The sequence below is a fragment of the Candidatus Avelusimicrobium faecicola genome (assembly GCA_900540405.1).
Taxonomy (GTDB): Bacteria; Elusimicrobiota; Elusimicrobia; order Elusimicrobiales; family Elusimicrobiaceae; genus Avelusimicrobium; species Avelusimicrobium faecicola.
On the sequence record UQFW01000055.1, the window covers coordinates 1 to 9159 of the forward strand.

General features: G+C 51.1%; 9 protein-coding genes and 1 tRNA gene. 2 read left to right on the forward strand and 8 right to left on the reverse strand.

Going from position 1 to position 9159, the window contains the following annotated elements:
* The 5 genes from ACQY18_RS05735 to tilS form a co-directional block, all read right to left on the reverse strand.
* On the reverse strand, window positions 1-342 hold a 342-nt coding region (locus tag ACQY18_RS05735), incomplete at its 3' end, for a hypothetical protein (protein WP_428039180.1).
* Window positions 343-388: 46 nt separating this feature from the next.
* On the reverse strand, window positions 389-1177 hold the full coding sequence (locus ACQY18_RS05740) for a hypothetical protein (RefSeq protein WP_428039181.1): 789 nt from the start codon (window positions 1175-1177) through the stop codon (window positions 389-391).
* A gap of 76 nt (window positions 1178-1253) precedes the next feature.
* A complete protein-coding gene (gene murD / locus ACQY18_RS05745) occupies window positions 1254-2639 on the reverse strand; it encodes a UDP-N-acetylmuramoyl-L-alanine--D-glutamate ligase (protein ID WP_176776990.1) in 1386 nt (461 codons plus the stop codon).
* Window positions 2623-4086, reverse strand: a complete 1464-nt coding sequence (locus ACQY18_RS05750) for a UDP-N-acetylmuramoyl-L-alanyl-D-glutamate--2,6-diaminopimelate ligase (RefSeq protein ID WP_428039182.1) — start codon at window positions 4084-4086, stop codon at window positions 2623-2625. Before ACQY18_RS05750 ends, murD begins: the two co-directional genes overlap by 17 nt.
* A gap of 42 nt (window positions 4087-4128) precedes the next feature.
* Window positions 4129-4863 carry a tRNA lysidine(34) synthetase TilS gene (gene tilS / locus ACQY18_RS05755; protein ID WP_428039183.1) on the reverse strand — a complete coding sequence of 245 codons (735 nt, stop codon included), beginning with the start codon at window positions 4861-4863 and terminating at the stop codon, window positions 4129-4131.
* A 44-nt stretch (window positions 4864-4907) separates the two neighbouring features.
* On the opposite strand from tilS, the gene ACQY18_RS05760 reads away from it, so the two are divergent.
* The gene (locus tag ACQY18_RS05760; protein WP_176776987.1) at window positions 4908-5276 is read left to right on the forward strand and encodes a response regulator; all 369 of its coding nucleotides are present in this window, start codon (window positions 4908-4910) and stop codon (window positions 5274-5276) included.
* A 92-nt stretch (window positions 5277-5368) separates the two neighbouring features.
* Here the strand turns inward: ACQY18_RS05760 and ACQY18_RS05765 are convergent, their stop codons facing one another.
* The 3 genes from ACQY18_RS05765 to ACQY18_RS05775 all read right to left on the reverse strand — a co-directional run bounded on the left by ACQY18_RS05765 (window position 5369) and on the right by ACQY18_RS05775 (window position 8834).
* A complete protein-coding gene (locus tag ACQY18_RS05765) occupies window positions 5369-5959 on the reverse strand; it encodes a biotin--[acetyl-CoA-carboxylase] ligase (protein WP_428039184.1) in 591 nt (196 codons plus the stop codon).
* Window positions 5960-6077: 118 nt separating this feature from the next.
* Window positions 6078-8090, reverse strand: coding sequence for an excinuclease ABC subunit UvrB (uvrB, locus tag ACQY18_RS05770; protein ID WP_428039185.1), 2013 nt, complete (start codon window positions 8088-8090; stop codon window positions 6078-6080).
* Window positions 8091-8153: 63 nt separating this feature from the next.
* The gene (locus ACQY18_RS05775; RefSeq protein WP_176776984.1) at window positions 8154-8834 is read right to left on the reverse strand and encodes a MarC family protein; all 681 of its coding nucleotides are present in this window, start codon (window positions 8832-8834) and stop codon (window positions 8154-8156) included.
* A 246-nt stretch (window positions 8835-9080) separates the two neighbouring features.
* Here ACQY18_RS05775 and ACQY18_RS05780 point away from each other — a divergent pair.
* A tRNA-Val gene (locus ACQY18_RS05780) sits at window positions 9081-9155 on the forward strand.
* The last annotated feature ends 4 nt before the right edge of the window (window positions 9156-9159 follow it).

Here is a 9159-nt window from a genome sequence, read left to right on the forward strand (position 1 = left end):
CAAGGTTGAGACGAGAGTTCGATTCTCTTCGCCCGCTCCATTTAGAAGACCCCCTGAAAAGGGGGTCTTTTTTTGTGTACTATTTTGGCGCGGGTGGCCGGGAATACTTGTATGGAAAGCCCTGAAAAGGGGGTTTTTTGTATGTATCTGCAAATGCGTTCTGCCGTCAACGCGGTATAAAAAGGGGGTCTTTTTTTGTGTGCCATTTTGGCGCGGGGTACGCAACCCCAATCCCTGCGCAACCTGCAAAGACGGCCTTTTATCCTTTTGCAAATCAACCCATCTGCCGCCCGAACTTGAAAAGGCGGCCTTTTTATTTTTCCCCGCACTTAAAATAAACACCCGGCCTTTATAACAGGGCCGGGTATTTTTGTTGGATAAAAAACACTTAACTGTTCAAAAAATTACGCAGTAAAATACGCAAATTGCGCGTGCGGCTTTCGCTTTCTTGCTGTTGGACTTCTTTTATTTTTTCATACGCCAGGCGGGCGCGCAATTCTTGGGCTAACTCCAGCGGGGTGCGCCCGGCGCCGTCCCGCAGGAAAACCACATACGGCTCCCCATGCAAAAAGCGCGCCAGCAGCGTGAGCGCCTCGGGCGAATGCCCGGTGCATTGGCGCACCAATAAATGCACGGCCGTTTCGCCGGATACCGCTTTGCGGCACAAATCCGCATTTTTAGTTAAATATAGGAAAGCCACCTCGTAGCGGCGGGCTTTTACCTGGTACATCAGCGGGGTTTCGCCCCGGAGGTCCCCGGCGTTCATCAGCGCCGTCCGAAACGCCCGCGAATCAAACACGTCTTCTTGCGGGGCGCCCTCGTGCAAGCGCAAGCGGGAGTATGTTTTCATCAGCGCAAGCGCCGTATTATAATCCGCCGCCCAGTGGAAAGCATTACGCTTAAACGAATCTTTTTGTTGAAATACGCGGGAATCGGGCAGGGTTTGGGCCAATTTTTCTATCAACGCCACATCCCCCCGGCGGCTGGCAGAAAGCAACAGGGTTTCTTCCCCTTCCCGGTAAGACAGCACCCGCCGCACCACCGCCGAAGGCGCACGCCCCTTTAATTGCATAAGCTCCGTACGCAAGCCCGCCAAAGCGGCGCCCTGCGGGGCCGCAAACGCGGGGGAAAGCAGACAAACCGTTGTTAAAACAAATAATATTTTGGTAAGTTTCATAACCTTTTCCGGTGGGAGACTTTTTCAAAAAGCCTATACTTCTTTATAACATTTCTGCGCCGGAAAGGAAAGGGGGCTAATTTTTGCCGTCTGTGCGGGCGGCAAAAACCAGCGCATTGATGAGTTGTTTGAATACTTGGCCGCGGTGTTCAAAGCTCTTAAATTGGTCAAAAGAGGAACACGCCGGGGATAACAACACTACGTCCCCTTTTTGGGCGTTTGCAAACGCATATTCCGCCGCGCGTTTCAGGTCAAAACAGCGCGTAAGCGGGAATCCGGCCAAATCTTTTTCTATTTTATCCATAGCCTCCCCAATGGTTAAAACCTGTTTACAGCGCGTTTTTAAGTACGGCAAAAGCTCCGTATACGGGAACCCTTTATCGCGCCCGCCCAAAATCAGCCAAATATGTTTGGCCGCCGGAAAAGATTTTAAGGCCGTGACGGTAGAATCCACATTGGTTGCCTTGGAATCGTTTACATAAGTGACCCCACGGTGATACGCAAATTGTTCTATGCGGTGTTCCATGGCGGTAAAGCGGTCAAACACGCTTTGCACGGTAGCGGCAGGAACGCCTGCCTCCAACGCCATTAAAGCGGCGGCCATGGCGTTTTCCACATTATGAATACCTTTCAAATGGGGCGGGCGAAGTTGGTGCCCGGCGCTGAAAATCATTTCATCCCCGTCAAAAAATACGTCCGTTTTGAGCAGGTGTTTCGGGTGGGTGGAAAAAGCGAACACTTCGCTAGGGGCCTTTTGCGCCGCTTGGGCGCAGGCGGTGTCTGCCCCGTTCAAAACCAGTACATCTTTTTCACGCTGGTTCTTAAAAATGCGCATTTTGGCCTTGATGTAATTTTTTAAGCCGCCGTGGTGGTCCAAATGGTCCGGGGTCACATTTAATAGGCACGCATATTGCGGGCGGAAATAGGTGCTGTCTTCCAACTGATAACTGGAAACTTCTATCACCAAATTATCCCCGGGTTTTAACTCCGGCACAATCAAAGATACCGGCGTGCCGATATTGCCGCACACAAACACGCGGGCCCCACGGCCCGATTGACGGCAGTGTTCGTCCAAAATTTCGCCCAGTAAAGCGGTGGTGGTGGTTTTGCCGTTGGTACCTGTGACCGCAAACACGCGCACCCCTTTGGGCATAAAAGCCAGGGCGGTTTCCAACTCGCTAAACACCGGGATTTTGCGTTTTTTACATTCCAGCAAAACCGGGCTTTTGGGGAAAATGCCCGGGCTTTTAACTATAAAATCACTTTGAAAAACCGCTTGCGTGTGTCCGCCGGTTTCCACCCGCACCCCGGCCGGAAGTTTTAATAAAGCGGGCTCTTGGATAGCGGTTTCTTCGCTAATCAGCACTTCATAGCCGTTATCGGCCAATAACTGCGCCACGGCGCGGCCGCTTTTACCCAGCCCGATAATACACGCTTTTTTATATTTATTTTTGCGAAACATACTTTTCCTTCAGCCACGCGCGGGCCGTTTCTTGGTCCGAAAAGTGGCGTTTTTCCGTGCCGATAATTTGGTAATCTTCGTGCCCTTTCCCGGCGATAATTACAATATCCTGCGGGCGGGCCGTTTCCAACGCACTGCGGATAGCTTGGGCGCGGTCCGGCTGTAAAGTATAATTGGTGCAACCCTGCATCCCTTGCAAAATATCGTCAAAAATCTGCCGCGGGTCTTCCCGGCGGGGGTTATCGTTCGTTAAAAAGACCCAATCACTATGCGTGCAAGCCGTGCGGCCCATCAGCGGGCGTTTGGTGCGGTCACGCTCCCCCCCGCAACCGAAAACGGTTATCACGCGCCCTTGTTTGAACCGCTCCACCACCTCATACGCCCGGCGGAGGGATTCATCCGTATACGCAAAATCCACAAATACATAAAAATCCTGTCCGGCGCAAATTTGTTCCATTCTGCCGGGTACGCCGGGCAACGCGGCCAACCCTTCCAGGGCGGTGGTTTCGTCTATCCCTTGGCTCACGCACGCGGCAAACGCCGCCAGCGCGTTATACACATTGTGCCGCCCCAACAGGCGGATTTTGCACGCGCGGCCGCCAATCTTAAACGCGGTGCCGTCCAATGTTTCCTGTATATCCGTGGCGGTATAATCCGCGGGACTTTCCAGCCCGAAAGTTAAAACGCGCACATGGCCGTTTAATTCCTGCGCCAAACGGCGGCCGTACGGGTCGTCCGTATTAATCACCGCCGCACGGTTTTGTTTTTTATTGAGCGGATTAGTTAAATTTTCAAACAGTTTGCGCTTGGCATTAAAATAATTATCAAAAGTTAAGTGGTAATCCAAATGGTCGCGCTGTAAATTGGTAAAAACCGCCACATTAAAATCCATACACCGCACCCGCTGTTGGTCTAGCGCGTGGGAAGAAACTTCCATCACCAAATATTCACTCTGCCGGGCAACCATTTTGTGCATCAGCTTAAACAACGGCAACGCCGCCGGCGTGGTGTTGGGGGCGGCGCACTCCACCTGCCCGTTAATGCGGTAGTTGACCGTACCCAACGCGCTGACGCGCTTGCGGGCATGGGTTAAAATACTTTCCGTTAAATAGGCAATAGAGGTTTTGCCCTTGGTACCCGTTATGCCGATAATGTTGAGCTTATCCGACGGACGGCCGTAAAATTCGTACGCGGCCTCTGCCATATCGCGGTCAATATCGTCCGATTGGACATACAAAACCCCGTAATTTTGAGCCGTCGGAAAAGCGGAAACCACCATCACGGCTCCGTTTGCCACTGCTTGCGGAATAAACCGGTTGCCGTCCACGCGCGCGCCTTTGAGGGCAAAAAACACGCTGCCCGGGCGCACCGCGTTGGAATCAAACGTCAAATCCCGCACGTCCAGCCGGTTCAAATACGCTAATTGTAATATTTTACTGGTACCCATATTATGTATATGTTATCAAATTGAGCAGGGCCCGGGGCTAAACTATTCTTTAGCGGCAAACAGTTCCTGTAATTGCGCGGCCATACCGGCCAAATGCGCGCGGATTTGCGGTTGTTTTTCTTCCAGCATAGGCAACAAACGCAAGCGAATCCAGTTGCGCGTAAAAGCATCATCCGCGTTGGTCTGGTCCGTCACGCAAGAAAGGCGGTTATGCTGTAAATACGCCTCCACCTCCGCCCGCGTAATACACAAAAGCGGCCGCACGATTTGCACCCCCACCGTAAGCGGCCGCGTGACGGGAATACCGCACAGCCCTTTGGCTTGCGTGCCGCGCAAGAGGTTAAGCAAAACGGTTTCGGCCTGGTCGTCTAAATGGTGGCCGAGGGCCACTTGGGTAGCGCCCCATTTTTTAGCCACTTGGGTAAGTGCCTGATAACGCCCCTTGCGCGCGGCGTGCTCCAAACTTAAACGGCCCTTTTCGGCCAGTTGGCGGGCATTGATTTTGCGCGCGAAAAATTCCACATTTAACTGCTTGCACAACTCCCGGCAGAAGGCTTGGTCGTTATCGGCCGCCGCGCCGCGCAAGGAGTGGTTTACATGCAGGGCCGCCAAATCAAAATGTTTTTCCGCCGCCAAATAGCGCAAAAAATGCAACAGGCAAACGGAGTCCGGCCCGCCGGAAAGCCCCACCAAAACGCTATCCCCGCGCTTAATAAATTGGCAGGCAAAAGCGCGCATGCGGGGCAGGACGGACGCATCAAAACTTTTTTTTGTCATATAAAAAAGTATAATAAATATACCACCTTTGGGGGAAATACCTTATGAAAAAAAGAATATTAATTATTGAAGACGAAACATCTATTGTGGAACTGCTTATGCTGGTGCTTATGCGCGAAGGGTACGAAGTAAAATCCTGCCAGAGCGGGCGCGAAGCGGTGGCCATGGTAAAAGAATTTCATCCGCATTTGATTTTGCTGGATGTGATGTTGCCCGGTATGGACGGAGCCTCTATTGTAAGAGTGCTGAGCGACGACGAACAACTGGGCTCTATCCCGGTGATTGTCACCTCTGCGTTGGCGGAATCCCAAAAATTATTTGCCACCTATCCGCAGGTCAAAGATTTTTGCATGAAACCCTTTGTACTTAAAGACCTTATCATTAAAGTCAAACAAGCCATTGGGGATTTATAAGCCAAACCTTTGTAAAAATCCGCATTAATAAGGATATGAAACACCCCGCTTGCTACAAACAAGCGGGGTGTGTTTTTCAATATCAGCAAAAACTAACAAACGGAGCGTTCCCATTCGCTGTACCGGCGCCAAAAATGCTCCAGCACCGCTTCCAATACAATTTCTTTCAGCACTTCCTGCCCTACCAACTGTTTCACGCTCACAGCCGTATCTTTCAGGCTGGCGGGAAGGCGGTTGTTCACGTTCAAACCAACCCCCACCACCATCCAATCGGTTTTGTCTTCTTTGGCGGAAGTTTCAATCAAAATGCCGCAAATCTTCTTCCATTTTTTGGTTTTAGGCTCCCACGCCAACACATCATTGGGCGCTTTGATTTTGGTTTTCATTTCAAACAAATCTTCTAGCGCACCGCTGACGGCTTGGGCCACTTTAAGACTGAAACTGCTGTTGCGCCGCGGGTGTACCGTGGGGCGTAAAATAAGTGAAAAATAGACGCCGCCTTCTTCGGAGCTGAAAGTGCGGTCAAACTGGCCGCGGCCACCCGTTTGGCGGCACGCCAGAACCAGCGTATTGGCTTCCTGCCCGTCTTGGGCGAGTTCCTTGGCCACATTATTGGTGCTGTCGGTCAGCTCCAGGCCAATTACTTTTTGTACGGCTTGTAAAGGGAGGGTAATTTCTTCCATATTTATATTTTACCAATTTCCGGCCCCGGCGCGCAGTGCTTGGCAGGGGTTGCCCCCCAAACGCGGCCTTTTACCGGGCGGGCCCGCTTGCCCAAAAAACGCGCTCCCGGGCCAGGCGTTATTTGCCGCGTTTTTTACCGGTGCCTTTTACCTGCATTTGGCGCAGTTCAAACAAGCGGTCACGCAGTTCGGCGGCCAATTCAAAATTCAGGTTTTCGGCCGCTTGCAGCATTTGCTGTTCCACGTCCGCTTCCACCATTTTGATATTTTGCACCGTCGGTTCCGGCAAGGTTTGGCTCAAAATACCAAACGCGCTGGTTTTGGTTTGTTGTTCAAATTCTTTTAACTCCACTTCCGTCTTTTGAATGGTTTTAGGCGTGATGTGGTGTTCTTTATTGTACGCTTCCTGCAAGGTGCGGCGGCGGTTCATTTCCGCCAGTGCGTAGCGGATAGAATCCGTTTTGCGGTCCGCATATAAAATAACCTCTCCGCCCGCATTACGCGCCGCGCGGCCGGAAATTTGAATAAGCGTAGTGGTATTACGCAGGAAGCCTTCGTTATCGGCCCCTAAAATAGCCACCAACCCCACTTGGGGAATATCAATCCCCTCGCGCAACAGGTTAATCCCCACCAACACATCAAAATCCCCGCGGCGAAATTGCTTCAAAATTTCCACCCGCTGTAAAGATTCTATATCCGAATGTAAATACTGGGTTTTAAGGCCCTGCTCCACAAAATACGCGCTTAAATCCTCGGCGGTTTTTTTGGTTAAAGCCAACACGAGTGTCCGCTCCCCTTTGGCGGTATGCTCTTTGATTTTTTCCGTCAAATGCGTAATTTGCCCTTCCGTGGGGTGGACAATCACTTTCGGGTCCACCAACCCCGTAGGGCGGATGACCTGCTCCACAATGTGGTTGCCGCAAACGGTCAGTTCGTACGGGCCGGGCGTGGCCGAAACAAAAATGCTTTGCGGCATTAATTTTTCAAATTCATCAAATTTTAAGGGGCGGTTATCCAGTGCGGACGGCAGGCGGAAACCGAAGTCCACCAACATTTGTTTGCGGGCCCTGTCCCCGTTGAACATCCCGCGCACTTGCGGCAGGGCCACATGGGATTCGTCCACCACCATTAAAAAATCGTCATAGCGCAAAAAATAATCCAACAAACACGCGGGGCGCTCGCCCGGTTTGCGGCCGTCCATATAGCGGGAGTAGTTTTCTATGCCGGAACAATAACCCGCCGTTAAAAGCATTTCTATATCGTATTCCGTGCGTTGTTTTAAGCGGTAGGCTTCCATTTCTTTGCCTTGCGCCAAAAGGGCTTGGCGGCGCAATTCCAAATCCGCCTTGATTTGGTCTATGGCACCGGCGGTGTCTTCATCAGTGGCTACAAAGTGCTTGGCCGGATAAATCCACGCTTCGTCCAATTCCGCCACCACGTCCCCGGTGACGGGGTGGATTTCGTAAATGTGCGAAATGGTTTTGCCGGAAATTTCCACCCGCAACGCATTTTGGCTGTATGGGGTCATAATATCCGTATTCGGCCCGCGCATACGGAAACGGCCGGAAGTAAATTCCAATTCGTCACGCAGGTATTGTATTTTAATCAGCCGCCCGCTTAATTGGGAGCGGGTCATTTCGCCCCCTTTTTTTACATAAATACGCATTTCCTTAAATGTATCCGGGGAGCCGATATTGTAAATGCAGGAAACAGACGCCACCACAATTACATCTTTGCGGCTGACCAAAGAGGTGGTGGCTTTCAGGCGCAGTTTATCAATATGTTCATTGACGGCGGAGTCTTTTTCTATATAAGTATCCGTTTGCGGGATATACGCTTCCGGCTGGTAATAATCGTAATAGGAAATAAAATATTCCACCGCGTTGTGGGGGAAAAATTGTTTGAACTCCGCATACAACTGCGCGGCCAACACTTTATTGGGGGATAAAATAAGCGTGGGGCGGTTCAAATTGGCAATTACATTGGCAATAGTAAACGTTTTGCCGGAGCCCGTCACCCCCAGCAGGGTTTGGCGCGCATCCCCGCGCAAAACGCCTTGCGTAAGGGCGGCAATCGCTTTCGGCTGGTCACCGGCCGGCTGAAAATTGGAAACTAATTCAAAATGGTCCATATCTCCCCCATAGAACAAAAAGGCGGCCGCAAACCGGGCCGCCCTTTCAGCTTTTCAAAACGGCTATTTGGAAAGACCGCCTAAAAAGTGCGCATCCAACACGCCGGGCAATAATTGGCCCACGCCGTCAATCATAAACTGCATGGCAATAGAACACAAAATCATACCCATAAAGCGAATGACAATCTGCGTTCCGTTCGGCCCGATTTTAGCAAACAAATAGCGCGAGGCCACCAATACGGCCCCCACCGCCGCGGCGCATAAAAACAGCATTACAATCATCATAACGGCCATGGGGAAAGTAGTAATTTTTTCCGCATACAACATAACCGTTGCAATAGAGCCGGGGCCGATAAATAACGGCATACCCACCGGCACTACAATATGGCTTAAACGGTCGCGCGCGCGGTCAAACGTACTGCCCTGGGCGCGGGCGGCTTCCAAGCCGTTGCGTTCAAATTTAGATTTACCCTGCAACATGCGCAACCCCACCCCTAACAGGATAATAGACCCTGCCAAACGGAAGGCGGGAATGGTTATACCGAACACGCTTAAAATTTTGCTTCCGAAAATAAAAAATATCGTAAGCATAATGAAAATAGACAGCGACATCAATAGCGCCACAGCGCGCTGTACTTTGGGCTCGTCATTTTCAACGTGTTCCAAAAAAATTGGCATATTGCCAATCGGGTTCAAAATAGCCAGCGTAGCAATAAATGCGTTTACCAGCAAACTCCAATCCATACTTGTTTATAAGCTCCTTGGACCAGTAAAATGCCCGCAAAAATGCGGTACTAATAGTATATCAAATTAGGGGCCAATGCTTGTGCCCGCGCCTCAGACGGAAAAAACCAGCCGCTCCGACGGACAACCGCAAGCTGCAAACAGGGGCAAAAACCGGGCCCGCTCGGGGCGGTTTTGGGCGGTGGCGCAAAAAAACATTTTCCAAATGCGTGATAAATTGTTATAATAAATGTACATTCATTTTTCGGGCAGTTGGCGCAGCGGTAGCGCGTCCGCCTCACACGCGGAAGGTCACAGGTTCAAATCCTGTACTGCCCACCATTTA